A 25,097-nucleotide genomic window follows, 5' to 3' on the forward strand; every position below is an offset into this window, starting at 1 on the left:
TTGTGCTCACTTTCGTCACTGGTTTACGCCGTTATATCTACAATAGCAGCCTGCTTTATCATGTTCGTATCTTTATCGCGTTGGTGGGTGTAACGGCGGTTCCTTGGTGGATTGAGCAGCCCAAACTGACAATCCCCCTAACTCTCGGTGTCGTGGCCGCAGCATTAACTGATCTTGATGACCGCCTGGCTGGGCGGTTGCGCAATCTATTCATCACACTGATTTGCTTTTTTATCGCATCAGCCTCTATTGAACTGTTATTTCCTTATCCTTGGCTCTTTGCCCTTGGCCTGACTTTTTCAACCTGTGGCTTTATCTTGCTGGGCGCCTTAGGCCAACGTTATGCCACTATCGCCTTTGGTGCCTTGTTAATTGCTATCTACACCATGTTGGGCACTTCGATGTACCATATTTGGTATCAGCAACCTTTGCTACTGATACTCGGTGCCGTCTGGTATAACGTGCTGACCCTATGTGGACACCTTATTTTCCCTATCCGACCCTTACAGGATAATTTGGCCCGCTGCTATCAACACCTGGCTCAATACCTGGAAGCAAAAGCCAACCTATTTGATCCTGATATTGAATCTGAGGTTAACCAGCCGCTTATTGATGTTGCAATGGCCAATAGCACATTAGTCTCGACACTGAATCAAGCCAAAACCTCACTTGTTACGCGGCTGAAAGGCGATCGCGGCCAGCGCGAAACACGACGAACCCTCCACTATTATTTTGTGGCGCAAGATATTCATGAACGCGCCAGTTCATCCCATGTTCAATATCAAATATTGCGCGAAAAATTCCGCTACAGCGACGTGTTATTCCGCTTTCAACGTCTGCTGAACATGCAATCCCGAGCTTGTGTGCAACTGTCGCAATCAATTCTCATGAGACAGAAATATCAGCATGACCCGCGTTTCGAACGGGCGTTTACTTTCCTGGATGCAGCCCTTGCCAGAGAATTAGCTCAAAACGAGAATGTGCCGCAAGTTAAAGCGCTTTCCCATTTGCTCAAAAACCTGCGGGCCATTGATGCCCAATTAGCGGGGATTGAATCAGAGCAAGTCCTTGCTGAAGGGCCGCAACCTGAAAGCCGCCTATCTGACGACCGTATCACCGGATGGAGCGATATAAAATTGCGGATCAGCCGCCATCTGACCCCACAGTCCGCACTTTTCCGCCACGCTGTCCGCATGTCAGTAGTACTCTGCGTGGGTTATGCATTTATTCAACTGACCGGCATGCGACACGGTTATTGGATTTTACTGACCAGCCTTTTTGTCTGCCAACCCAACTACAATGCAACCAGGCGTCGCCTGGCGCTGCGCATCATTGGCACCTTGGCGGGTATCCTGATCGGACTACCAATCCTCTATTTCGTCCCTTCCATTGAGGGCCAGTTAATCCTAATTGTCATTACCGGCGTGCTGTTTTTTGCTTTCCGCAATGTTCAGTATGCTCACGCGACGATGTTCATTACGTTGCTGGTTTTGTTGTGTTTTAACTTACTCGGAGAGGGATTTGAGGTTGCTGCACCCCGCGTGTTTGACACCTTACTCGGTTGCGCAATTGCCTGGGTCGCGGTGAGTTTTATCTGGCCAGACTGGAAATTCCGCCAACTTCCCGCCGTAGTTCGTAGAACACTTAATGCGAACTGCCGCTATCTGGATGCTATCTTAGTGCAATATTATCAAGGTAGAGATAATAGTTTGCCTTACCGTATTGCCCGCCGTGATGCTCATAATTGCGATGCCGAATTGGCTTCCGTCATTTCAAATATGTCAGCAGAGCCCAAGAACGACAAAGAAACTCAGGAAGCCGCATTTCGTTTACTTTGTCTCAACCACACTATGCTCAGTTATATATCTGCGCTAGGCGCTCATCGTGAAAAGCTGACCAATACAGCTACGCTGAGGTTGCTCAACGATGCTATTTGTTATGTTGAAGGTACACTTGAGCAAGAACAACCCGACAGTATAAAAATGGCGCAAGTGTTAGCCGGCTTATCAACCCGGCTACAGAGCTGTAATCCTGAGCCGGAGAGCAAAGATCAATTGGTATTACAACAGATTGGCTTATTGCTTGAACTATTACCTGAACTCAGTGAGCTCAATAAACGTATCGGCCACACTGGCTAATTGAACCCAGGGCCAGTTTCTATCAATGGCCCTTCTTTATGCTGTTTCATATTGTGAAACATCATCTGTTCGAATGTGCATTTCAAACCATTCAATAAGTTCACTGCGCATTATGAGGGGCAGCGCAGCATAGTGATGGCCACTGATCGCCCCAGCAAGAGCCAATAAAACATTCACGCCAAGTGAACACCTCAACGTACGCAACTTCAAATAACAGCGCTTAGCCCCTTCAAACCTCAATTCCGCTACACTCTTGATACCGACTTTCCATAATAGTCGCTCGAGGCTGGCACTGAGGTTAGGTAAGTCTTTCAACCGAACTGGCGGGCATTTTTTGCTTAAAACTTCAGATTTAGCCCCTTGATAGGCCTGTTTTACAAAATGGCGTAGTGCGAGGTCGTCATCCCACAAGAGAGAGTCCACCCAATAATAACGCAATAAAATAGGAATCCCCCGCTTAGCATAAACAAGATTGGTCATTTCTCTGGCGCGAAATAAATTTTCAACCCTGTCATTTGCACGTAAATACAGCTCCCCCTCAGAAACCACTGAAAACATAATGCCATTGGCTAGCAACCCATAACCGCCAAATTGTGAGCGAGCCGTAATTTTCCCTAAAAAATCAAAGCGATTCTGTGCTTGTCTTATCTTATTCTCTGATATGTTTTTCATCACTACTCCTTTAGTAAAAATCCGATCCAACGTCCCTATCCAGTTGTAATAAGTGTAAGAGGAACAACTAATTAGAAAATACGCAATATGGATAACAGAGCCAAACACAAAATCAGTTTTCATGTATTTTCATCACAATAATGCGAAGCATCTTGTAAAAATTTAGTTGATCTTCGAACAAACAGTGACTACTGTATATACATACAGCACACTACAGGCGAGGTTCATAATGCGTACTCAATCACTAAAACCTTATAATGCTAATCATCATTCTCTTGCTACCCGTGATGTATCGCAACGAGTTGATACTCAAACGGATAGTGGCCTTATCAGTGAACTTGTGTACAGTGAAAACCAGTCTGTAGTAGCACAATTATTGCTTCCTTTATTACAACAGCTCGGTAAACAATCTCGATGGCTTCTATGGTTAACCCCACAACAGAAATTGAGCCGTTTATGGCTACAGCAATCGGGGTTACCAATAACTAAAGTCGTTCAGGCGAGGCAAATCAATCCATTATCAACTGTTGATGCTATGGAAAAAGCGCTGTTAACAGGAAATTACAGTGTTGTTCTTGGTTGGCTACCCGAGTTGTCAGAAAATGACCGCATCAGATTGCGTTTGGCGGCAAAATTAGGGAACGCTTATGGGTTTGTTATGCGTCCTTTAGAAGACACAAAACTCGATCAAGGACAGTGCGCAACGTTAAAAATTCATTCTTCTTTGTATCATTAAGTAAATTTAGGATTTATCCCATGAATTATTACAATATTTAGGGCTTACTCCTGATAAATCGACATAAAGCGAGTCAGAATGCGGCTTACAGTAGAAAATAACGTCTACAAAAAGAGCCTTTTTACGGCTAAATCGTTAAAGATTATGCACAATTTCGGTTTTTTTTCAGTCAGAATATCACATCACACTTGTAACTTTCTCGCCACGTTGTAGACTTTACATCGCCAAGGTTGCTCTAAAACGCCAAATTATACTGGCAGCGTAATTAACGGGAGCGTTAAAACCTTGACGAAGAATTTTAACCAAGGGCTTAGCTTTTAAAGCTCATTGCCTATTTGGATGATAACGAGGCGTAAAATGAAAAAGACAGCTATCGCATTAGCAGTGGCACTGGCTGGTTTCGCTACAGTAGCGCAAGCCGCACCGAAAGATAACACCTGGTACACCGGTGGCAAACTGGGCTGGTCTCAGTATCAAAATACTGGCACTGGCGGTATCTATGGCGACCAAGGCAATGACGGTCCAACTCATAAAGACCAATTAGGTGCTGGTGCGTTCTTGGGTTACCAAGCAAACCAATACCTGGGCTTTGAAATGGGATACGACTGGCTTGGCCGTATGCCTTACAAAGGCGACGTTCGTAACGGCGACTTTAAAGCACAAGGCGTTCAACTGGCTGCAAAACTGAGCTACCCAATTGCTCAGGACCTGGACCTGTACACCCGTCTGGGTGGTATGGTTTGGCGTGCAGACTCCAGCGCGTTTAACGCAGCTTCTGGCACACGTTTGAACAACCATGACACCGGTGTTTCTCCATTGGTAGCTCTGGGTGCTGAATACGCATGGACCAAGAACTGGGCAACCCGTATGGAATACCAATGGGTTAGCAACATCGGTGATAAAGCTACCGTTGGTGCTCGTCCAGACAACGGCATGCTGAGCGTAGGTGTTTCTTACCGTTTCGGTCAGGAAGATGCAGTAGCTCCAGTAGTTGCTCCAGCACCAGCTCCAGCTCCAGTTGTTGACACTAAGCGTTTCACTCTGAAATCAGACGTGTTGTTCGCTTTCAACAAGTCAACTCTGAAAGCAGAAGGCCAGCAAGCTCTGGATCAACTGTATTCACAGCTGAGCTCTATCGATCCTAAAGACGGTTCTGTAGTTGTTCTGGGCTTCGCTGACCGTATCGGTCAACCAGCTCCTAACTTAGCTCTGTCTCAGCGTCGTGCTGACAGCGTACGTGATTACCTGGTTTCTAAAGGTATCCCTGCTGACAAAATCACCGCTCGCGGTGAAGGCCAAGCAAACCCAGTTACAGGCAACACCTGTGACAACGTGAAACCACGTGCTGCTCTGATTGAGTGCCTGGCACCAGATCGTCGCGTAGAGATCGAAGTTAAAGGCTACAAAGAAGTTGTAACTCAGCCACAGGCTTAAGTTTACTCCTTTCGTAAAAAACCCCGCATTGCGGGGTTTTTTTTATCATGCAATTAAGAAAAATCGAGTCATATCCTGTTTTCTTAATTGCAGTATTTTAGCTACGTTAATATTGAGTTACACCTAGTCATATCAAATGTCTTTACTGAGAATATCCTGCAAGTCCTGTTTCAACGATGACATCTGGCTCTTATACTTCTCTTTACGCTCAGCATCTTCAATTAACTGAACAACAGTCTCTGATAGAGTATTGCCTCGACGCCTTGCCAAGGCCGCCAAACGTTGCCACACCAAAAACTCCAGATCGATTGATTTCTTGCGAGTATGTTGGTGCTCCGCATTAAAATGCCGCTTACGCCTGGCACGGATAGTCTGCTTCATCCTGTTAGCCAGTTGCACATTCATGTGAATATCAATCCACTCCAACACTTTCACTGGTTCACTTTCCAGTTTCATCAACTGCTCGACAGCATCCTGAGCCGCACTGTTTTCTATATGGCGCGTAATGGCTTCACCTTCACGGTGTTTTTTAACCAAATAGGTCCATTTCCAACCACTTTCTAGATTTTCCAGTTGCTGATATTTCATTCTGAACTCTTCAGTGACCGCGTAACTTAACTTAAGCATAACAGTTTTACGCAGAATTTCACCCTACTAAAAGCACATGATTAGATTGTTTTTTGTACGAAACACTACCGATATCTTACTCCTTGCCACCAACTGCTACTCTACATATATGCAGCCTGCTTTATTCTTGTATAATCGCCCTTTCCCTTTTTGACGATTGCATCTATCACTTTGACCAATAACAGACTTGAATGGCAGTCGCTGCTGCCGAACACAGCGCCATATGAAGCGTTATTTGCTACAGCTTCCCAGTTGGAGCCTGTTTCTTTTTCGGCGATTCAACCGCGGCTCGAAAATGGCATGACGCTATTCTGTCATCCACAGTCACGTCCGCGTTTTATGCTGATCAAAGCACAGGAAAGCACTGAGTATCTGACATTGATCGCTCAAGCTGTTAAAGAGCTCCAGCCTGATGCTTCAGCCCTGTTTGGCGGAGACTACCTCGTGCATGGCCACCAGGTCAGTTGGCAACCCGCTCAACGCGGTGACGAACCCTTTGCGGCAGTTTCACGCTGTCTCTACCAAGAATGGGTCGAACCCGAACAACTGTTTGGTTGTGTCAGATGGCATAAAGATCAAATAAATCTACAACCCGGTTTAGTGCATCAAGCTAATGGTGGTGTATTGATCTTGTCGGTACGGGTATTACAAGCTCAACCTTTGATGTGGCTGCGCCTGAAACAGATGATAGTTCAACAGCGCTTCGACTGGTTGTCGCCTGATGAAACCCGTCCTCTACCAGTACATATCCCCTCAATGCCACTGGACCTGCGCTTGATTCTAGTTGGCGATCGTCTTGGTTTGGCTGATTTCCACGATATGGAACCTGAACTAGGCGAATTGGCTATTTACGGCGAGTTCGAAGTCGAGCTGCCGCTGGTCGATATTGATGGCATGACATTGTGGTGCGGTTATATTAATTCGCTGTTGCAACAGAAACAGTTACCTTCGTTATCTGCTGATGCCTGGCCGGTGCTATTCCGTCAAGCGGTGCGTTATAGCGGTGATCAAGGAAGCCTGCCTTTATGTCCGCAATGGCTTACTAGCCAACTGGCAGAGGCTGCACTCTATGCCGAAGAGAACACCATCACAGCCAATACGCTAGAAGTTGCGCTGAATGCCCGTGATTGGCGTAATAGTTACCTCGCTGAACGGATGCAAGATGAAATAGAGCTTGGGCAAATTCTGATTGAAACCGAAGGTCAGGTTGTTGGCCAGATTAATGGTCTGTCAGTATTGGAATATCCTGGGCATCCTTACGCCTTTGGTGAACCAGCACGTATCAGTTGTGTGGTCCATTTAGGCGATGGCGAATTTGTTGATGTGGAACGTAAAGCTGAATTAGGCGGTAATATTCATGCTAAAGGCATGATGATTATGCAGGCGTTCTTGATTTCAGAACTGGAACTTGATCAGCCACTGCCCTTCTCCGCCTCGATTGTTTTTGAACAATCTTATGGTGAAGTTGATGGCGATAGTGCATCACTGGCAGAACTTTGCGCGCTGATCAGCGCCCTTTCACAACAACCGATCAATCAGCAAATCGCTGTTACAGGTTCTGTTGACCAATTTGGTAATGTGCAGCCTATTGGTGGTGTGAATGAAAAGATCGAAGGTTTCTTCGAAGCTTGTCAGCGCCGCGGGCTAACGGGTAATCAGGGGGTTATTTTACCTGCCACTAATGTCCGCCATTTATGTCTGAATCAAGCAGTGATTGATGCGGTGCAGCAAGGCCAGTTCCATTTATGGGCTGTTGATACCGCCGCAGAAGCATTACCGTTGTTAACCGGCGTGGTTTATGCCGATGAGCAACAACCTAGCTTATTGGGTATAATTCAAGAACGAATCTCACAAGTCAATCCGCAAGACAGACACCGTTGGCCATGGCCATTACGTTGGCTGAACTGGTTTAACCAGGGCTGATCGGACTTGTTCAGCGTACAGGTGTACGCTATTGTGCGCACTTCATTAAAATAAGGCTTACTGAGAACATGGTAGATAAACGCGAATCCTATACAAAAGAAGACCTTGAAGCATCAGGCCGTGGCGAGCTGTTTGGCGCTGGCGGTCCACCATTGCCAGCAGGAAATATGTTAATGATGGATCGTGTCGTCAAAATGACAGAAGACGGCGGCACCTATGGCAAAGGTTATGTGGAAGCGGAACTGGATATTAATCCGGACCTATGGTTCTTCGGTTGCCACTTTATTGGTGACCCGGTAATGCCTGGCTGCTTGGGCCTTGATGCTATGTGGCAATTGGTTGGTTTCTATCTTGGCTGGTTGGGTGGCGAAGGCAAAGGCCGCGCACTCGGTGTCGGTGAAGTGAAATTTACCGGGCAAGTTCTGCCAGATGCCAAAAAAGTGACATACCGTATTAATTTTAAACGCATTATTATGCGTAAACTGATTATGGGTGTGGCTGATGGCGAAGTATTAGTTGATGGCAAAGTTATTTATACCGCCACCGACTTGAAAGTGGGCCTGTTTAAAGACACTGCTGCTTTCTAATACTTCTGGTGCAGGGGCTGTTAACCCCCTGCACCATTATTATGATGCCAATGGCATTTTTTTAAACATTAGTCACTACAATAAATGTAGTGACTAATGTTTAGCTTTGGCGGCAGCTCTCTATGCCCACAAAAATCATCCGAGGAGTGATATGCAAAGAACTCACTTTCAAGATATGCCTTGCCCGGTGGCGCGCTCTCTCGAACGGGTAGGCGAATGGTGGAGCATACTGATCATCCGTGATGCTTTTCAGGGGTTAACACGGTTTGATGAATTTCAGCAAAGTTTGCAGCTTTCACCCACGATCCTCACCCGCCGCCTTAAATATTTGGTGGAAAGTGGCATCCTGAAGAAACAGCTTTATCATTCTCGCCCCGCCCGCTATGAATACTTATTGACTGAACGTGGTAATGATTTCTTCCCAGTGATCGCTGCCTTGTTTCATTGGGGTAATCAACATTTTGCGCCGGATGGCCCGGCAGCCATACTCACCGATCGCCGGAGCGGTGCCCCTGTCGAACCCATATTACTGGACAATGCGACTCGACGACCTATCTGTGCAGAGGATGTCACCCTCGCGGCAGGTTCGGTCAGGAGCGATATAATTAATAAACGGTTGGCATTGATGCGTGAGAAAAACTCAACCAATGCCAAGTATTCCCCCTATTCAATTGAGTCTCCAAAGGAAAAATAATGAATATGCGCCGTGTAGTAATTACAGGAATGGGTGTGGTTTCCCCATTAGGCTGCGGTATCGACGCTGTATGGCGGCGTCTATTAGCCGGGAAATCGGGTATCCGTATTCTGCCAGACGAAATTGTAGGTGATTTACCGGCAAAGATTGGTGGGCAAGTTCCCACAATTGCAGACGATCCTGAAGCTGGCTTTGATCCTGATAAAGCTGTTGCACCGAAAGATCAAAAGAAAATGGATCGTTTTATTGAGTTTGCTATGGCCGCGGCAGATGAAGCCATTGCCCATGCTGGCTGGCAAGCCGATAGTGAAGATAAGCAAGAGCGCACCGCGACTATCATTGGTTCGGGTATTGGCGGTTTTCCTTCCATCGCCAATGCGGTGCGAACCACGGATAGCCGTGGGCCAAAGCGCCTCTCCCCTTTCACCGTGCCCTCATTTCTGGTGAATCTGGCCGCTGGTCATGTCTCCATCAAACATCATTTCAAAGGGCCGATTGGTGCGCCAGTCACTGCCTGTGCAGCTGGAGTTCAGGCGATCGGCGATGCGGTGCGTTTGATCCGCAATGATGAAGCTGATATTGCTTTGTGCGGTGGTGCTGAAGCCGCGATTGATAAAGTCAGTTTGGCGGGCTTTGCGGCCGCACGCGCATTATCAACCGGTTCTAATCATGCGCCCGAAAAAGCCTCTCGGCCATTCGACAGTGCCCGGGATGGCTTTGTGATGGGTGAAGGTGCCGGTTTGCTGATTATTGAAGAGCTGGAACATGCTCTGGCGCGGGGCGCAAAACCATTAGCAGAGATTGTCGGCTACGGCACCAGTGCCGATGCCTACCATATGACCTCGGGTGCGGAAGACGGTGACGGTGCATATCGTGCAATGAAAATTGCATTACGTCAGGCGGGAATAACTCCTGCACAGGTTCAGCATCTCAATGCTCATGCAACCTCAACGCCAGTAGGCGATTTGGGTGAAATCAATGCCATTAAGCACTTGTTTGGTGAGGGTAATACACTAGCGGTAACCTCAACAAAATCGGCCACTGGCCACTTGCTAGGTGCTGCTGGCGGGTTGGAAACTATCTTCACCGTGCTAGCATTACGTGACCAAATCGTGCCGGCAACACTTAATCTGGAAAATCTGGATCCAGCGGCTCAAGGGCTGAATATAATTGCAGGTCAAGCACAGCCTCATGAAATGACCTATGCACTATCAAATGGTTTTGGTTTTGGTGGTGTGAATGCCAGCATCCTACTGAAGCGCTGGGCTGAATAGCCCAGGTGCACGAGAGCAGCCAACAACGCTGCGATGCCAAGCAACAACGAGAGTGTTACTCAAAGTCATTGGTGTTGCAGCAAGGCGGCAAACGAGTAAATCCCGATGAGTTGACGCCAGTCAATGATTCGGGTGCACGAGAGCAGCCAACAACGCTGCGGTGCCAAAGACAAAGAGTAAAAACAACAACCTCCGCAATATACGCATAAAGCGGAGGTTATCCCTTAGTCTGACAGAGAGCCGCTTAAGCGGTCACAGCCCTGTCCTCCATGGCTTGTCGCCAACCTCCTAACCAATGCGATCTGGCGTCTAAAGCTTGATAGGGGCAAATTTCTCTTGAACGCCCTGAAATACCTGCTTGATAGCCTCGTGACAATGCCCTTTCCAAGCGATCTCTTTTCTGTCTCTTCATGCCTCGTTTCCCTCATATTTCGGTCTGGTGGAAAGAAAACAGTGGCTAATTTATGTTCAGCCACAATTAAGTGATAGACCTTAGGAAACAGAAAAGCAATGCGCAAAATTCACGCCAATATCATATTTGTGAACTATGCACACTGAATTGGCTAAGTGATTGATTTGAAACAATGAATGTTATCTGGTTGATTTTAAATAAAAAACCCTCTTCCGGTATCATATAAGTATGACTACCGAAAGAGGGTTAGATTTATTTAAGATAAAATATTACTGAGCGTTTTGTAACTGCACCGCAATTGTCTTGGCTTCCTGCTGCCAACCCTCGGCCAAAGTACGGATCAGTGCATCATAACCATCGTCACTTTGTTTGATCTCTAAATCGAACGGCTGCTTAATCAGCTGCCCCTGATGTTTGAGTATCCACACGCCACGGATGATAGCTCGGCCATCATAACGGCCGTGGAACCCGGTGACAGTGACATTGAGGACATCCTGATCGCTATCAAGTGGTTGTGAAGACACCAACCAGCCCGGCAGCGCACTGCTCAGATTAGTGACCAGAGTTTGCTGCAATTGCTGGTCCAATGGGCTGGCCCAAAGGTTGTTGCTGGCAATCACATACTGCACATCGTTGGTTTGATACACCAAACCCGCCGCCGCCAGATAATCAGCGACTCCCACATGTTCAACCCACAATTGCCGCGATGCCACACTGCTAGTCGCGGTTGCTGGCGCACTGAGTGCCGGTAGCTGATAATAGGTTTTGCTCGGTGTGCTGCTGCATGCACTGAGTAATAGCGCTGCGATAACTGCCATCCATTTCATCATTTTTTGGCCTTCTTAGGCTGAGGGTCCTGACTTCCTGCCGCTTCAAATACCAGTGCATTACTCTTTTCATTCAGCGTACGCAATACTGGTTGTAATTCACGCAAGACCTGATCTAACCGCTGCATATCACCCACCATTTTATTATAGGCGGGTGAACCTGGCTGGAAACCTTTCATACTGCGATTCAACTCATTCAAGGTCTTTTGCAGATCTTTGGGCAGATCTTGCATCGCCGGGCTGGAGGTAATCGCGGTCAATGATTCCAAGGTTTTCTGAGTTTCACGCATGGTTTTTTGGCTTTCAGCCAGTGTTTTGGTGACTTCTTTGACCATAGGATCCAACGGCAGATTATTAACCTTATCCAACGTTTGCATCACTTTTTGCTGAATTTGCGCCAAGCCACCACTGACAGTTGGCAACAACGGATAGCCCGCCACTTCCATTGGCCCTTTCCACGGTTTGGCATCTGGATAGAAATCCAGATCGACAAACAGTGCGCCAGTCAACAAGTTACCTGATTTCAAAGATGCACGCAGACCGCGTTCTTTGGCGGTTTTCAAGATTTGCTCAAAATTGGCATCCGGGCCTAAGTCCTCGCGGAAACGGCCTGGCTCAATGCGGATTAGCACCGGAATGCGGAAGTCATTATCAACGCGCTGTCTCATCCCTTCGGCGAAGAAAGGAACATCCCCGACAGTACCGATACGAATACCACGGAATTCAACTGGTGCTCCCGCCTGCAAACCTCGCACAGAATCGGAGAAGAATAATAAGAAATCTTCATGTTCGGTGTACAGCGAGTTCTGGATGCTACTGCGGTTATCAAACAGTTTGAACTCAGCCTTATCTTGTGTGATTGGTTTACCCAAATCCACACCCTCTGGCACATCAAAGCTGACTCCGCCACTGAGCAAAGTCGCCAGCGATGCCATTTCAACCCGCATCCCCTGTGAGGAGAGGTCGACTGCTACGCCACTGTCTTTCCAGAACCGGACATTGCTAGTGACCAAACCGTCATAAGGCGCACCAATAAATAACTGATAACGCATCAGGCGTGATTTAGCATCAAAGGTGCTAGTTTCCACTGAACCGACGCGATAGCCACGGAATAAGACCGGATCACCTGCATTCAACTGCCCGGCTCGTTCGCTATCGAGTGTAATACGAATCCCTTTAGCATCCGGTGAGGCCAATGGCGGGGAATCGAGCAAGGTGAACTCATGAAGTGCCTTACCTTTGCTACCAGGTTGTAACTCAATGTAGGCCCCTGAAAGCAAGGTTCCCAGACCGGAAACCCCCTCACGACCAATCTGCGGCTTAACCACCCAGAAAACCGTGTCACTGTGCAACAAGGTATTCATGCCGGAATTTAACCGCGCCTGCACGATAACATGGTTAAGATCTTCACTCAGAGTGACCTGCTCAACAATGCCAACATCCACGCTGCGGCTCTTTATTTTTGTTTTACCGGCTTCAATACCCTCAGCATTCAAAGTGGTCATCACCACCTGTGGCCCCTGATGGCTAAAATGATAAAACAGTATCCATGCGCCAATCAGCGCAGTGACAATGGGGATGATCCACACCGGGGACCAGCGCTTGATTTTTTCAATTTCCGCCACACCCTGGCTGGGATTATTGTCCGTCACCTTGCGGCTCCTTTTGGGTTGTTTCACTTATCCGATCCCAAGTTAAACGCGGATCGAAGGTTAATGCAGCAAACATGGTCAGGATAACCACCATGGCAAATAGCAGCGCACCAATCGCCGGATAGATACTCATCAGTTGCCCGATACGCACCAATGACGACAGCACCGCGATAACAAAGACATCAATCATTGACCAGCGACCAACAAACTCCACTATTTCATAAATAAAATGCATCCGTTCGGTGTCGGTATTACCTTTGCCTTTTGCATCCCAACATAACCAACCGATCGCCAACATTTTTAATGATGGCACCATAATACTGGCAATAAAAATCACCAACGCCACTGGATATGAACCTTCGCTCCACAAGAAAACCACCCCCGCCATGATGGTGGAGTTCATCTGGTTCCCCAAACTTTCGGTGATCATAATGGGCATTAAGTTGGCTGGAATATACAACAAGATAGACGTGACTAATAATGCCATAGTCCACTGTAAGCTATTGCGGCGACGGATATAACCATGAGTATGACAACGCGGACATTCCACCTGAGCTTGCGGCAAGATTGCAGTGCAGCACGAGCAAGAACGCAGACCTTGGCGTAAGCCCGTTCGGCCCGCAATAAGTGGGTGAGGTAACGCCGGTGCGGGGGCAATATCTTGCCACATCCAATGGCGGTCAACACATTGGAAAGCGCGCACTTGTAATAAGCAGAATAAACAATAAGGGACAAAGCTGCTGCCGATGCCGATTTCACCATAGGCCATCAGTTTGACAAAACTAACCAGCACGCCGGCGAGGAAAATCTCCACCATGCACCAGGTTTTAAATTGGAATAATGCTTTTGCCATCAGTGCTTTCCACCGGTGCGGCATGCGCACCCGCAGACAAAGCAGGATAATAGCCACCATGCAGAAAGCGGGTATCAATTGAACCAGAACCATAAATAACGTTGCCATGCTGGCATAGTTATCTGCCACCATCACTTTGGATATTTGGATCAACGTTATTTCGCTGGTGATCCCCGCCACACGCATGTTGACGAAGGGAAACATATTAGCCAGCAATAACATAAACAATGCGCTGATAGCATAACCCACCGGGCGCTTACGTGGTTCATCCCACCGCGCAGTCAGTGTGGTTTTACAACGCGGACATACCGCTTTGGTGCCGTATGGCAAAGGGGGTAAGGCCACTGACATATCGCACTGCCGGCACAGGATGACGTCCCCTGATTGCCCAGAGTGCTCGCCGTGCTCAGGCTGAATTACAGAACACAATATCGAATCCCTCACGGCTGAACTGTCTATCCCTTTATCTTTCAACGCGCAGGTGTGTTGGCTGTTCTCGTCACCCGAATCACTTACTGATATAAGCTCATCGGGGTTCTCTCGCTTGCCGCCTTCCTGCACATTGAAATCTATTGGGTATATTAAGTATCACATTGTCACGATACTAATATAACAATAGGCATACTATCGTATAGCACATCATTTAATTGAGCGGCGAAACACCATTTAGCCGTTTTTCTGAGCTTCCAGCTCTTCCCAGCGGCTAAATGCAACTTCTAGTGCCTGTTCGGCATCAGCTAATGCTTGCAAAACCTGTTGCGTCTCTGCATGCGGACGGGAGAAGAAATCTGCATGGCTGACCTCGGCCTGTAAGCTACTGATTTCATTTTCCAGTTTTTCTAGCTGCTGCGGTAACTGATCCAGCTCGCGCTGCAAGTTATAGCTCAGTTTGCCGGGGCGTTTTGCTGCCGGGGTATTGTTTTTCACCGGTGCAGCCGCTTTGGTTTCTTCAACTTTAGCCGCCACTTGACGAATAGGTTTTGCCTCAGCGCGCTGCTGGTGAGCATCATAATAACCGCCCACAAAGCTACTGATTTGACCATTACCTTCAAAAATCCAGCACTCTGTTACTGAGTTATCCACGAATTGACGATCATGGCTAACCAGCAATACGGTGCCCTGATAGCTATCAACCATTTCTTCCAACAGTTCCAGTGTTTCCACATCCAGATCGTTGGTCGGTTCATCGAGGATCAACAAGTTGCTTGGCTTAAGGAATAACTTAGCCAATAACAGGCGGTTACGCTCACCACCAGACAACGCTTTCACGGGGGTCATGGCGCGTTTCGGGTGGAACAAGAAGTCTTGCAGATAGCCCAGAACATGGCGTGAACGGCCATTGACCATCACTTCCTGCTTACCTTCGGCCAGGTTATCCATCACCGTGCGCTCTGGATCAAGCTCTGCACGATGCTGGTCAAAATAGGCCACTTCCAATTTGGTTCCGCAATGCACTTTACCGCTGTCGGCTTTAAGCTGACCGAGCATCAGTTTCAGCAAGGTGGTTTTACCACAACCATTCGGCCCCACCAGCGCGATTTTGTCGCCACGCTGTACTTGTGCGGTGAAATCTTTCACCAACACTTTGCCATCAACCTGATAGTTAACATTTTCCAGATCAAAGACAATTTTGCCCGAACGCACAGTTTCTTCTACTTGCATCTTGGCGGTGCCCATCACTTCACGACGCTCTGAACGCTCCATCCGCAGCGCTTTCAGGGCGCGAACACGGCCCTCATTACGGGTACGTCGTGCTTTGATTCCTTGGCGAATCCACACTTCCTCTTGCGCTAATTTGCGGTCAAATTCCGCATTTTGCAGCTCTTCAACCCGCAGTGCTTCTTCTTTGCTGGCAAGATACAGTTCGTAATTACCCGGCCATGACACCAATTTGCCGCGATCCAGGTCAACAATACGTGTTGCCATCGCACGAATAAAGGAACGGTCATGGGAAATAAAGACAATGCTGCCCTGGAAATCTTTCAGGAAACCTTCCAGCCAGTTAATGGTTTCGATATCCAAATGGTTAGTCGGTTCATCCAGCAGCAGCACTTTTGGTGAGCTAACCAATGCGCGACCTAATGCCGCTTTACGCAACCAACCACCCGACAGAGATGAAAGCTCCGCATCGGCTGATAAACCCAACTGAACCAATACTTCCTGAATACGGCTGTCTAATTGCCATAGCCCCTGATGGTCCAGAATTTCCTGCAATGCCGCCAGGCGATTAAGGTTTTTTTCGCTCGGGTCAAGTTCAACCTGATGCAGGGTGGCATGATAAGCTTTCAGATGCTCGGCTTGTTCTTGTACGCCTTCTGCAACAAAATCAAACACGGTTCCGGCTACATTGCGCGGAGGATCTTGTTGCAGACGTGCGACAATCAAATCCTGCTCATAAGTTATCCGGCCATCATCCAATGCAATTTCTTTGCTCAGAATTTTCAGCAAGGTAGATTTGCCCGCGCCATTACGGCCCACCAGACAAACACGCTCGTTTGGCTCAATATGCAATTCAGTATTATCTAATAAAGGTGCATCGCTGAACGACAGCCAAGCACCGGACATGCTAATTAACGACATAGTTTCTACTTTTCCTCGTGGCTGTGGGTAACCAGCCAACAGTTGTGGATTTGACGATTGCGGGCAAAGTCTTCAGATTGTGTTTGTGCGGTGATTTCTTTCGCTTCCAATCCCAACGCTTTTATCCCGTCCAAATCCATCTGGAAACCGCGCTTATTGTTCGAGAACATGATTGTTCCCTTACGGCGCAGTAACCGTTTAAGTTCTTTCATCAGCACTAAATGATCGCGCTGAACATCAAAGGTGGTCTCCATTCGCTTAGAGTTGGAGAATGTCGGTGGATCAATAAAGATCACATCGAATTGCTCATCGGTGTTACTTAGCCAAGAGAGGCAATCAGCCTGAATAAGGCGGTGTTGCTGGCCAGTTAAACCATTGGCCCGTAGGTTCTTCTCAGCCCACTCCAGATAAGTCCGCGACATATCAACCGTCGTGGTACTGCGCGCACCGCCCAGCCCGGCATGGACACTGGCAGTACCGGTATAAGCAAACAGGTTAAGAAAATCTTTACCCTGACTCATTTTGCCCAGCATCTGACGAGCAATGCGGTGGTCAAGGAACAGGCCAGTATCAAGGTAATCAGTCAGGTTAACCCATAGCTTGGCATTATATTCACTCACCAGCAGGAACTCGCCTTTCTGCGCCAATTTCTCGTATTGGTTTTTGCCTTTCTGGCGTTCACGTGTTTTCAACACCAACTGGTTGGATGGCAGATTCAGCACCGCCAAAGTCGCATTAATCACATCAAACAGGCGCTGACGCGCTTTTTGTGCATCAATGGTTTTCGGCGGCGCATACTCTTGCACCACGACTTTGCTGCCATAGCGGTCAACGGCCACGTTATAATCCGGCAAATCGGCATCATACAAGCGGTAGCATTCAATGCCCTGCTGTTTAGCCCATTTATCCAGTTTTTTCACATTCTTACGCAGACGGTTGGCATAATCCTCAGCGACCTGAACACCCGCAGCTCCCTGTGGATTGGCTGCTAATTGGTAATTTTTCTGCACGCAATCCAATGGGCCATTCTTCGCTTTGAATTCGCGTTCGGCGCGCAATTGCAAGCAACTCAGCAGTTCCGGCGAGGCACTGAACAGGGATAAACGCCAGCCACCGAAGGCGCTTTTCATAATGCGGCCCAGCATATTGTGCAACGCAATCAATGCCGGTTCGCTTTCCATGCGCTCACCATAAGGCGGGTTACTGATAACCGTCCCCACAGGCCCTTCAGGTAATGGATTCACCAGCTTACTGACATCATTGGCATTAAAGGTTATCAGTTCTGCTACCCCAGCGCGGCGGGCATTGGCCCGAGCCATCTCGATAACGCGGCGGTCAATATCAGAACCAAAGAAGCGGGAGGTTGTCTCTTGCAAACCACGGCGCGCACGAACTTGCGCTTCAGTGGTCAATTCACGCCACAGCTCTTCGTTAAAAGCATTCCAGGCGGTAAAACCCCAATGCGCTCGGTGCAACCCTGGGGCGCGATCTGAAGCCATCATGGCGGCTTCAATCAGCAAAGTACCAGAACCACACATCGGATCGACCATCGGGGTGCCCGACTGCCAGCCAGAACGTTGGATAATGGCCGCTGCCAGGTTTTCTTTCAGCGGTGCCTGACCGGTCAGATCACGATAACCGCGCTGATGTAACCCTTCGCCGCTGAGATCCAGCGCAACACTGGCCATATCCCGTTGCAGGAACACATTCACCCGGATATCCGGCTGCTGTTTAGCCACGGTTGGGCGCTGATCCAGTTTACGGGTAAAGCTATCGACGATGGCATCTTTAACTTTTAAGGCCCCGTACTGGCTATTGCGGATTTCGTCATTCACACCGCTAAAATGCACGGCAAAGGTTTTATCCACACCAAAAATTGATGGCCAATCAATCGCCTGCACCCCAAGGTACAAGTCTAAGTCACTGTATACTTTAAAATCGTTAAGCGGTAACAAAATGCGCGAAGCCAGGCGACTCCACAACAGGCTTTGGTACATGAGTCGATCGTCGCCCTGAAAATGTACCCCACCCTGTACTATTTTACAGTCGTGAGCGCCCAGCGCTTCGAGTTCGCTTTTTAACAGTTCTTCCAGTCCACGCGCCGTGCTGGCAAACAGAGAGTTCATATCGCACTATCACCAAAAAGAAAATTGTTGCGCATTATAGCTAATCCCAGCAGCTTGTCATAAAGTTGCTCCCTCTTATTTAATACTCGCACGGAGGCAATGGTGATTACCCTCTCCCGACTCTATGTTCATCCGGTAAAATCCATGCGTGGTTTGCAGCTTTCTCATGCTCAAGTCAGCAGCAGCGGATTGGCCTTTGACCGCGTATTTATGATTACCGAACCGGATGGCACTTTTATTACTGCGCGCCAATATCCAAAGATGGTGATGTTTACCCCCGCCTTAATGTCAGACGGCTTATATCTCACTGCCCCTGATGGCGAGAGTGCCAGTATCCGCTTTAATGATTTTTTAGCCAATGCCGAACCGACTGAAGTTTGGGGAAATCATTTTACCGCGCTCATTGCCCCTGCGGCTATCAACAACTGGCTCAGCGGCTATTTTCAGCGAGAAGTACAATTACGCTGGCTGGGGCCGGAACTCACCCGGCGGGTAAAACCCATGCCGGAAATTCCGCTATCATTTGCCGATGGCTTCCCTTATCTACTGATTAATGAAGCCTCGTTTAAAGAATTACAGCAACGCTGCCCCGGCAGTATTAAGCTGGAACAGTTCCGCCCCAATTTAGTCGTGACCGGCGCGAGTGCATTTGCTGAAGACAGTTGGCAGGTTATCCGAGTGGGCGATATTACTTTTGATTTGGTTAAGCCATGCAGCCGCTGCGTATTAACCACCGTCAGTGTTGAGCGCGGTCGCAAACATCCAACGGGCGAGCCATTACAAACACTACAGACATTCCGAACTGCCGAGAATGGTGATATCGATTTTGGTCAAAATATGGTGGCCAGAAACAGTGGTATTATTCGAGTTGGGGACGAAGTGGAAATTCTGTCAACCAAGCCACCGCGCCCCTATGCCGCTGGCGCGGTAGTTGAAAGCCTTAGCGCACCGCAAGATCAATCCAAAGCCGTATCCATTGAATATAATGGCATTCGCTTTAACGGTAATAATCAGCAAGTATTATTGGAACAACTGGAACAACAAAATATCCGTATTCCTTACTCTTGCCGAGCAGGAATATGTGGTAGTTGCAGAATCACCTTAGTCGATGGTGATGTCGCACCGTTAAAACAAAGTGCTATTGGCAATGACGGGACGATACTTTGTTGCAGTTGCATACCCAAAGGAAATATTACTCTTAGCGGTAAATAAGATACAAATCGGCCGGGAGCATATTGGAATGCGACTCGCAGAAGGGCAGCCCATGGACGGGACGAATAACGAGAGCAGCCAACACACATGCAGCTTGAAGTATGACGAGTATATACTCTAGATAATTCGAGTTGCAGGAAGGCGGTAATCGAATGAATCCCGATGAGTTGACGCCAGTCAATGACTCGGGTGAGTGAGAGCAGCCAACACACATGCAGCTTGAAGTATGACGAGTATCAAGAGATTATACTGCCCGGTCATAGGCCGTCGTGGTGTAAACCTCTTGAATCACTAATGGTAACAAACGGTCATTCATTATTTTTATCGCGTCACCCAATGCCAACTGACGCCCAGCTAATACAACTTGGGGCTGCGCTAATAAACACAAACTGGCGGTGTCACCGGATTCAACCACTAACAAACTAATCTCTTCACTGCTATCCAATACTTTTACTGTGGCCAGCGCCGCATTCTGTGGTACCCACGTTTTAGGCTGTTGTGCAAAATACCAGCTTTTGGGCATTAATGGTTTTAGAAAACGAAATGCAACTAAAGCATTTAATATTAATTCTGAGCGTTGCTCATGGCCCATTTTAATTTGGCGGCATTGATCTTCGAATTCAAAATAAAGTGCGGCATCATCAACGCAAAATGCAGATTCATCAAAGGCGTCAGGAGTTAACATCTTAGATGGGAACCGCGACCGAAATATCATACCATTGGCTAAATCCAACATGAGCCTGTCATGTTCGATATCAAAATACCAACGCCATTTATCGTCTGGTTTAATCCGCATATTTTATCCTTCCCGCCAGGCTCGCCAACATTATTGACTCAATAACTGAGCTCTCACCCATCTAATTGCACTAAATCATATAAGGCTTTTGATGTATATTTAATCTATAGGGATAAAATATAGACGAGCTGGGGGAATAAATAAACCCCCAGACAAGTAAAGAAGATAAATAATTAGATATGAGTAATGATATTCTTAATCAAACTTGGCCCACGGAAGATAAACCCGGAATAAATTTGAATCAATGAAGCACCCGCAGCCATTTTTTCCCGCGCAGCAATGACCGAGTCAATTCCACCGACGCCGATAATAGGTAACCGACCTTGTAGCTCTTGCGATAAACGACGAATCACTTCAGTGCTGCGTAATTGCAATGGACGGCCACTTAATCCACCAGCTTGTTCGCAATAATTTAAACCCTGAATAAGAGAACGATCTAATGTGGTATTAGTAGCAATAACACCATCTATATTATGGCGAACCAAACTATCCGCTATTTGGATCAATTCCTCTTCAGTAAGATCCGGCGCGATCTTAACTGCGACAGGAACATACTTATGATGCCGCTGATGTAATTCAGTTTGTTTATTTTTAATTGCTGCCAACAAATCATCCAGTGCTTCACCATACTGCAAAGATCGTAATCCTGGGGTATTAGGCGATGAAATATTAATCGCAATATAACCGGCATAAGGATAAATTTTATCCATGCAAATCAAGTAATCTTCTTTACCTTGCTCTACCGGCGTATCTTTATTCTTGCCGATATTAATACCTAAAATACCGCCGAAATGTGATTTCTTAACGTTTTCAATTAAGTTATCAACCCCGTGATTATTAAATCCCATGCGGTTGATCAAACCTTCGGCCTCGACGACTCTAAACAATCTTGGTTTATCATTTCCAGACTGTGGTCGTGGTGTTACTGTCCCGACTTCAATAAAACCAAACCCCATCGCGCCCAGAGCATCAATACACTCGCCATCTTTATCCAAACCCGCAGCTAAGCCTAATGGATTTTTGAATGACAGCCCCATGCAGCTTACTGGTTTGGTTGGCACTGATTGCCGAATCAAGAATTGAAGTGGTGTGCCGGTAACGCGTTTTAACTGGCGAAAAGTGAGTTCGTGTGCACGTTCTGGATCAAGCTGAAAAAGTGCTTTTTTGACAAGTGGATAATACATGTAATCTCCTGAGCGGGCGGTGACTAGCCTTTGATGCTGGAATGGTAAATTCATCTTTCAGGAAAGTAAACGTTTGCGAAGTAAAGCCATGCAAAGACCTTGCTCTCTGATGTTACTCTGGTGTTAACAATTGTAAGGATAAAAAATAGAGGGCCGTTATGCCCTCTATCTATTTAAACAATAATTTTCACAAATTATTTACTTTTGCAAATAACCGACTTATGCCGCTAATGCTCTGGTTATCTTCTCGTATAAGTCACCAGATAAATTATCCAATGTTTTCAATTGTTCCAGGGCCTGACGCATCAGAGTTTGACGCCCTGAATCATAGCGCTTCAAACGAATCAATGGCTCAATCAAACGAGCAGCAACCTGTGGATTTCGGGTATTCAAATCACTGAGTATTTCTACCAAGAATTGATAACCGCTGCCGTCAGTGGCATGGAATGCTGCTGGGTTGCCGGAAGCAAAACTACCAATGAGCGAGCGAGTACGGTTTGGATTACTCAAACTAAAGGCGGGGTGTGTAAGTAAACCGCGCACTTGCGCCAGAACATCAACCGCTGGGCTGGTTGCTTGCAGAGCAAACCATTTATCCATCACCAAACCATCATGATTCCAGCGTACATCAAAGGCCGCCAGTAACTCATCGCGACAAGGTAACTGTGCAGCAACAGCGGCTGCCAGCGCCGCCAGCGAATCAGTCATATTATCTGCCTGATGATATTGGGAAGAAACAAGCTTGTTGGCAAATTCTTCATCCGCAAAGGCCAGGTAACTCAGACAAATATTGCGCAATGCCCGCTTGGCGATATCAGTGTGTTCAATACGATATTCAGGGGTGATATTCGCCACATAGACAGCCAATAATTCATCAGACAGTTCATTTGCCAGACAACGGGTAATGGCTTCATGCACCGCACTGATAGCTTGCGGATCGATAGTGGTGAACAACTCTGCAATTTCATTTTCTGATGGCAATGTCAGGATCTGTGCTGCTAAAGCAGGATCAAGATTTTCATCAAGCAATATTGCGCGGAAAGCATCAGCCACATGATTAGGTAAACTCAACGGCTGTTTTTGCTGGTATTTAGCAACATTGAGCTTGATATAAGTTGCCAGCAAACTTTGTGCCGCATCCCAGCGCGAGAATTCATTACGCGCATGCTGCATCAAGAAAGTCAGTTGCTGGTCACTGTAGGTGTAATCCAGTTTGACTGGCGCGGAAAATTCACGCAATAGAGACGGAATGGGGGGGTGTTCAACATTATCAAAAGTAAAGGTTTGCTCGGCTTCTGTGACATTCAGAACATGATGAACCGGCAAACCATTTCTCTGCAACTCAATCACATTGCCTTTACTGTCATAAAGCTCAATATCCAATGGGATATGTAATGGCAGTTTTTCCGGCTGATCGGCGGTTGGCAATGTTTTCTGACTAACATGCAGATGATATTGCTGATTTTCAGCATCATAATCATCACGTATCGTCAGTATCGGTGTACCCGATTGACTATACCAGCGGCGGAATAAAGACAAGTCGACATTAGATGCATCTTCCATTGCCTGTACGAAATCATCACAGGTCGCCGCACTGCCATCATGGCGTTCGAAATAGAGTTGCATACCCGCTTGGAACTGTTGTTCCCCCAGTAAAGTATGCATCATCCGGATGACTTCTGACCCTTTCTCGTACACCGTCAAGGTGTAGAAATTGTTCATCTCGATGACTTTATCTGGACGAATCGCATGAGCCATTGGACTGGCATCTTCAGCAAATTGCGCCGAACGCATCACACGGACGTTTTCAATACGATTAACCGAGCGTGAGCCCAAATCGGAACTGAATTCTTGATCACGGAATACCGTTAACCCTTCTTTCAAGCTTAATTGGAACCAATCACGGCAAGTAACTCGGTTACCTGTCCAGTTATGGAAATATTCATGACCGATAACGGCTTCAATGTTCAGATAGTCTTTATCTGTCGCCGTTTCTGCTTTTGCCAGAACATATTTTGAGTTGAATACATTCAACCCTTTATTTTCCATAGCACCCATATTGAAGAAATCAACCGCCACAATCATATAGATGTCGAGGTCATATTCCAGGCCAAAACGGGTTTCATCCCATTTCATGGAGTTCTTCAATGAGGTCATTGCCCAGTCAGCACGATCCAAATTACCGCGATCAACAAAAAGCTCTAATGCAACTTCACGGCCTGAGCGCGTTATAAACTTATCTCGCAAGACATCAAAATCGCCCGCGACCAAGGCAAACAGGTAGCAAGGTTTCGGAAATGGGTCTTCCCATTTAACCCAATGCCGACCATTATCCAGATCTCCCTGCCCCACACGATTCCCGTTGGAGAGCAAATAAGGATAAAGTGATTTATCCGCGACGATGCGGGTGGTAAAACGCGCCAACACGTCAGGGCGATCCAAATAATAGGTAATGTGGCGGAAACCTTCGGCTTCACATTGTGTGCATAATGCATTACCAGAAAGATATAACCCTTCAAGTGCACTGTTGGTCGCCGGATGAATATCATTCACGATAGTCAGTGTAAAATTCGCGGGTAATTGCTCAATAACCAGTGAATTTTCCTGTAAATGGTAATGGGGCCATGCTTGCCCATCAACGCTGATACTGATGAGCGTTAAATCTTCACCATCCAAAACCAACGGCGTCGCGTCTGCTGCCTGACGTTTTACCTTACTCACCGCCGTCACCGTCGTCTTTTGCGCATCGAGGGCAAAGTCTAGGTCGATATCGGTAATAGTGTAATCCGGTGATTTGTAATCGTGACGGTATTTAGCTTGCGGCTGTTGTGTCATAGAAACCCTTTTGACGTCATCAGTGAATATGATTATCAAGTCTATATTTATGGCCGTTTTGGCTCATAAAATCAGGTTCAAAGCACCGCTATCAGTGACTTCATCCTGGACTCAGATAGTCTTTTCAATGTATCACAATTGTGAAAAAAACCTAGGTGAGAGCCAGTGCTATTGAGGCAAATAAAGCATTGAATGCCACTTTTTCGAGCCGCTTCGCAAGGTTATTGTCTTATTGCATTGAGCCCAGATAAAACCTCGGGTAGACGTTATCTAGGGTAAAAACTGCCTAACTGTTTAAGAATCACTCAGAATATGTGCAATATTATTGCGGATATTATATTCAGTGAATAACCCTACTATTTTAATACAACTTTCTCTTTATTATCTAAATAGCTAAAAAACTGACCTTAATTGGATTGAACATTTAGCAAAAAACTTTTTTCATCGCTAATGGCACGTTTAATCCTAGACCTCTGATTAGCATTTATGGTGTGATGAGGCTTCAATAACAGGATAATACCGGTATACTTCCGCG

General features: G+C 47.0%; 19 protein-coding genes. 8 read left to right on the forward strand and 11 right to left on the reverse strand.

The features are described from left to right. Window positions 1-2: 2 nt before the first annotated feature. Window positions 3-2,138 (forward strand): YccS family putative transporter, encoded by a 2,136-nt coding sequence (gene yccS, locus DXZ79_RS12500; protein WP_038632178.1) that lies wholly within the window; start codon window positions 3-5, stop codon window positions 2,136-2,138. A 36-nt stretch (window positions 2,139-2,174) separates the two neighbouring features. On the opposite strand, the gene DXZ79_RS12505 is transcribed toward yccS, so the two are convergent. Beyond that, window positions 2,175-2,810 carry a TfoX/Sxy family DNA transformation protein gene (locus DXZ79_RS12505; protein WP_038632176.1) on the reverse strand — a complete coding sequence of 212 codons (636 nt, stop codon included), beginning with the start codon at window positions 2,808-2,810 and terminating at the stop codon, window positions 2,175-2,177. A gap of 229 nt (window positions 2,811-3,039) precedes the next feature. Between DXZ79_RS12505 and sulA the strand changes: the two genes are divergently transcribed. Both sulA and ompA read left to right on the forward strand, forming a co-directional pair. Continuing rightward, window positions 3,040-3,546, forward strand: a complete 507-nt coding sequence (gene sulA, locus DXZ79_RS12510; RefSeq protein ID WP_038632174.1) for an SOS-induced cell division inhibitor SulA — start codon at window positions 3,040-3,042, stop codon at window positions 3,544-3,546. A 357-nt stretch (window positions 3,547-3,903) separates the two neighbouring features. Next, complete coding sequence (gene ompA / locus DXZ79_RS12515; protein ID WP_038632172.1) at window positions 3,904-4,980, forward strand: porin OmpA; 1,077 nt, start codon at window positions 3,904-3,906, stop codon at window positions 4,978-4,980. 132 nt (window positions 4,981-5,112) lie between these two features. On the opposite strand, the gene matP is transcribed toward ompA, so the two are convergent. Beyond that, complete coding sequence (gene matP / locus DXZ79_RS12520; protein ID WP_038632170.1) at window positions 5,113-5,568, reverse strand: macrodomain Ter protein MatP; 456 nt, start codon at window positions 5,566-5,568, stop codon at window positions 5,113-5,115. A gap of 210 nt (window positions 5,569-5,778) precedes the next feature. On the opposite strand from matP, the gene DXZ79_RS12525 reads away from it, so the two are divergent. The 4 genes from DXZ79_RS12525 to fabF all read left to right on the forward strand — a co-directional run bounded on the left by DXZ79_RS12525 (window position 5,779) and on the right by fabF (window position 10,085). Next, the gene (locus tag DXZ79_RS12525) at window positions 5,779-7,530 is read left to right on the forward strand and encodes an AAA family ATPase (RefSeq protein ID WP_038632168.1); all 1,752 of its coding nucleotides are present in this window, start codon (window positions 5,779-5,781) and stop codon (window positions 7,528-7,530) included. A gap of 68 nt (window positions 7,531-7,598) precedes the next feature. Further along, window positions 7,599-8,117: a bifunctional 3-hydroxydecanoyl-ACP dehydratase/trans-2-decenoyl-ACP isomerase gene (fabA, locus tag DXZ79_RS12530; RefSeq protein WP_004873784.1), complete on the forward strand. Its 519-nt coding sequence runs from the start codon at window positions 7,599-7,601 to the stop codon at window positions 8,115-8,117. A 151-nt stretch (window positions 8,118-8,268) separates the two neighbouring features. Beyond that, complete coding sequence (locus DXZ79_RS12535; RefSeq protein WP_038632165.1) at window positions 8,269-8,811, forward strand: winged helix-turn-helix transcriptional regulator; 543 nt, start codon at window positions 8,269-8,271, stop codon at window positions 8,809-8,811. After that, the gene (gene fabF, locus DXZ79_RS12540) at window positions 8,811-10,085 is read left to right on the forward strand and encodes a beta-ketoacyl-ACP synthase II (protein ID WP_038632163.1); all 1,275 of its coding nucleotides are present in this window, start codon (window positions 8,811-8,813) and stop codon (window positions 10,083-10,085) included. The genes DXZ79_RS12535 and fabF overlap by 1 nt, the downstream gene beginning before the upstream one ends. Before the next feature lie 244 nt (window positions 10,086-10,329). Here the strand turns inward: fabF and rmf are convergent, their stop codons facing one another. The 6 genes from rmf to rlmKL form a co-directional block, all read right to left on the reverse strand. Next, the gene (gene rmf / locus DXZ79_RS12550; RefSeq protein WP_005170911.1) at window positions 10,330-10,497 is read right to left on the reverse strand and encodes a ribosome modulation factor; all 168 of its coding nucleotides are present in this window, start codon (window positions 10,495-10,497) and stop codon (window positions 10,330-10,332) included. A 269-nt stretch (window positions 10,498-10,766) separates the two neighbouring features. Beyond that, complete coding sequence (gene pqiC / locus DXZ79_RS12555) at window positions 10,767-11,327, reverse strand: membrane integrity-associated transporter subunit PqiC (RefSeq protein ID WP_038632161.1); 561 nt, start codon at window positions 11,325-11,327, stop codon at window positions 10,767-10,769. Then, entirely contained in the window at window positions 11,324-12,976 is a 1,653-nt protein-coding gene (gene pqiB, locus DXZ79_RS12560) for an intermembrane transport protein PqiB (protein WP_050291284.1), read from the reverse strand. The genes pqiC and pqiB overlap by 4 nt, the downstream gene beginning before the upstream one ends. Beyond that, the gene (gene pqiA / locus DXZ79_RS12565; protein ID WP_071841711.1) at window positions 12,963-14,258 is read right to left on the reverse strand and encodes a membrane integrity-associated transporter subunit PqiA; all 1,296 of its coding nucleotides are present in this window, start codon (window positions 14,256-14,258) and stop codon (window positions 12,963-12,965) included. The genes pqiB and pqiA overlap by 14 nt, the downstream gene beginning before the upstream one ends. A gap of 237 nt (window positions 14,259-14,495) precedes the next feature. Further along, a complete protein-coding gene (locus DXZ79_RS12570) occupies window positions 14,496-16,409 on the reverse strand; it encodes an ABC transporter ATP-binding protein (protein WP_038632155.1) in 1,914 nt (637 codons plus the stop codon). Between the two features lie 5 nt (window positions 16,410-16,414). Further along, complete coding sequence (gene rlmKL, locus DXZ79_RS12575) at window positions 16,415-18,535, reverse strand: bifunctional 23S rRNA (guanine(2069)-N(7))-methyltransferase RlmK/23S rRNA (guanine(2445)-N(2))-methyltransferase RlmL (RefSeq protein ID WP_038632153.1); 2,121 nt, start codon at window positions 18,533-18,535, stop codon at window positions 16,415-16,417. 99 nt (window positions 18,536-18,634) lie between these two features. Between rlmKL and DXZ79_RS12580 the strand changes: the two genes are divergently transcribed. Continuing rightward, complete coding sequence (locus DXZ79_RS12580; RefSeq protein WP_072088972.1) at window positions 18,635-19,747, forward strand: YcbX family protein; 1,113 nt, start codon at window positions 18,635-18,637, stop codon at window positions 19,745-19,747. A gap of 244 nt (window positions 19,748-19,991) precedes the next feature. Here DXZ79_RS12580 and DXZ79_RS12585 read toward each other — a convergent pair whose 3' ends face one another. The 3 genes from DXZ79_RS12585 to pepN all read right to left on the reverse strand — a co-directional run bounded on the left by DXZ79_RS12585 (window position 19,992) and on the right by pepN (window position 24,562). Beyond that, a complete protein-coding gene (locus tag DXZ79_RS12585; protein WP_038632151.1) occupies window positions 19,992-20,543 on the reverse strand; it encodes a cell division protein ZapC in 552 nt (183 codons plus the stop codon). 173 nt (window positions 20,544-20,716) lie between these two features. Continuing rightward, window positions 20,717-21,727: a quinone-dependent dihydroorotate dehydrogenase gene (pyrD, locus tag DXZ79_RS12590; protein WP_038632149.1), complete on the reverse strand. Its 1,011-nt coding sequence runs from the start codon at window positions 21,725-21,727 to the stop codon at window positions 20,717-20,719. A 219-nt stretch (window positions 21,728-21,946) separates the two neighbouring features. Then, a complete protein-coding gene (gene pepN / locus DXZ79_RS12595; RefSeq protein ID WP_038632147.1) occupies window positions 21,947-24,562 on the reverse strand; it encodes an aminopeptidase N in 2,616 nt (871 codons plus the stop codon). Window positions 24,563-25,097 lie beyond the last annotated feature (535 nt).

This window comes from Yersinia rochesterensis (genome assembly GCF_003600645.1).
In the GTDB taxonomy this organism is placed as follows: domain Bacteria; phylum Pseudomonadota; class Gammaproteobacteria; order Enterobacterales; family Enterobacteriaceae; genus Yersinia; species Yersinia rochesterensis.

Bases quoted from the DNA above. Each gene is read 5' to 3' on its own strand.
- pepN (WP_038632147.1), bottom strand. From the start codon at position 24,562: ATGACACAACAGCCGCAAGCTAAATACCGTCACGATTACAAATCACCG.
- rlmKL (WP_038632153.1), bottom strand. From the start codon at position 18,535: ATGAACTCTCTGTTTGCCAGCACGGCGCGTGGACTGGAAGAACTGTTA.
- pqiC (WP_038632161.1), bottom strand. From the start codon at position 11,327: ATGATGAAATGGATGGCAGTTATCGCAGCGCTATTACTCAGTGCATGC.
- sulA (WP_038632174.1), top strand. From the start codon at position 3,040: ATGCGTACTCAATCACTAAAACCTTATAATGCTAATCATCATTCTCTT.
- matP (WP_038632170.1), bottom strand. From the start codon at position 5,568: ATGAAATATCAGCAACTGGAAAATCTAGAAAGTGGTTGGAAATGGACC.
- DXZ79_RS12505 (WP_038632176.1), bottom strand. From the start codon at position 2,810: ATGAAAAACATATCAGAGAATAAGATAAGACAAGCACAGAATCGCTTT.
- DXZ79_RS12585 (WP_038632151.1), bottom strand. From the start codon at position 20,543: ATGCGGATTAAACCAGACGATAAATGGCGTTGGTATTTTGATATCGAA.
- DXZ79_RS12570 (WP_038632155.1), bottom strand. From the start codon at position 16,409: ATGTCGTTAATTAGCATGTCCGGTGCTTGGCTGTCGTTCAGCGATGCA.
- pyrD (WP_038632149.1), bottom strand. From the start codon at position 21,727: ATGTATTATCCACTTGTCAAAAAAGCACTTTTTCAGCTTGATCCAGAA.
- DXZ79_RS12535 (WP_038632165.1), top strand. From the start codon at position 8,269: ATGCAAAGAACTCACTTTCAAGATATGCCTTGCCCGGTGGCGCGCTCT.
- rmf (WP_005170911.1), bottom strand. From the start codon at position 10,497: ATGAAGAGACAGAAAAGAGATCGCTTGGAAAGGGCATTGTCACGAGGC.
- fabA (WP_004873784.1), top strand. From the start codon at position 7,599: ATGGTAGATAAACGCGAATCCTATACAAAAGAAGACCTTGAAGCATCA.
- DXZ79_RS12580 (WP_072088972.1), top strand. From the start codon at position 18,635: ATGGTGATTACCCTCTCCCGACTCTATGTTCATCCGGTAAAATCCATG.
- fabF (WP_038632163.1), top strand. From the start codon at position 8,811: ATGAATATGCGCCGTGTAGTAATTACAGGAATGGGTGTGGTTTCCCCA.
- ompA (WP_038632172.1), top strand. From the start codon at position 3,904: ATGAAAAAGACAGCTATCGCATTAGCAGTGGCACTGGCTGGTTTCGCT.